The 944-nt window shown below is 69.6% G+C and carries 1 protein-coding gene; it reads left to right on the top strand.

Translation table 11 applies throughout. The features are described from left to right. Window positions 1-681 (top strand): PPE family protein, SVP subgroup (locus tag AC5Y5Z_RS25530; RefSeq protein WP_499928288.1); only part of this gene is annotated, 681 nt, incomplete at its 5' end. Window positions 682-944: the final 263 nt, after the last annotated feature.

Here is a 944-nt window from a genome sequence, read left to right as displayed (position 1 = left end):
TTGACCCCGTTCAGTGCGCCGCCGCTTGACTTGGCCGGACTGGCCACGACGGTCAACGCCCACGTCGTGGGGGCGGCGACCTCGGTCTCGGCGGCGCTGAGCCCGGTGGCCGAAGGGGTCGCCGCGGGCGCGTCGTCGGTGGTGGCCGGCGTCCAGTCGGCGGCGGCCGCGGTGCCGGTGGCGACCGTGATGTCGGCGGTTCAGGCGGGAGCGATGCCGGCCAGCATGTTGATCGGTCCGATGATGCAGCTCGGGCAGACCGCCAACGCCGGTGCTGCCGGACTGGCCGGAGCCACCGAAGGGCTGGCCGACCTTCCCAAGTTCGTCGGCGACACCGCCCCGGCGCTCAACGGCTTGGGTGCCGGCGGCGGCGGACTCGGTTCCGGGATGGCGGCCGGCCTGGGCAATGCGCGCCTGGTGGGTGCGATGTCGGTGCCCCCAACCTGGCAGGGGTCGGTACCTAAGGCGCTGACCAGTTCGGCGATGACGGGTCTGGGCGCCATGCCCAACCCCGCCGGGATGGCTGCCGGTGCCGGCACGGGAATGATGCCGATGCCGATGCCGATGGGCGGCGGCGCCGGGGCGGGAGGCATGCCCGGCGGCATGATGGGCCGCGGCGGTGCGAGTCCGCACGTGGTGCAGAACCGGCCCAGCGTGATCCCGCGGACCGGAGTCGGATAGTCGCAAGCCTCGGCCAGGTGCCGATCACGGGCGCGGACACGCATCTGGACGGGTGCGCAATTCGCGCCCGTGGCATGTTCGAACGTGGAATATACTCAGTTGGAAGCAAAGTCGATTCGGTGTCCGAAAACCAAAACGTCAGCTCATTTGGTGAAAGCCCGAACTTATCGGTGCGGTCTGACTTACGATCCAGCCGTGAGCTGGGTACGGGGCAGGTCGCAGGTACTTGTTGGCGCCGTTGACGCGGCTGGCTGGTTAGGATA

The organism is Mycobacterium sp. NGS29 (assembly GCF_059812965.1).
This window is presented reverse-complemented; position numbering and strand designations above follow the sequence as displayed.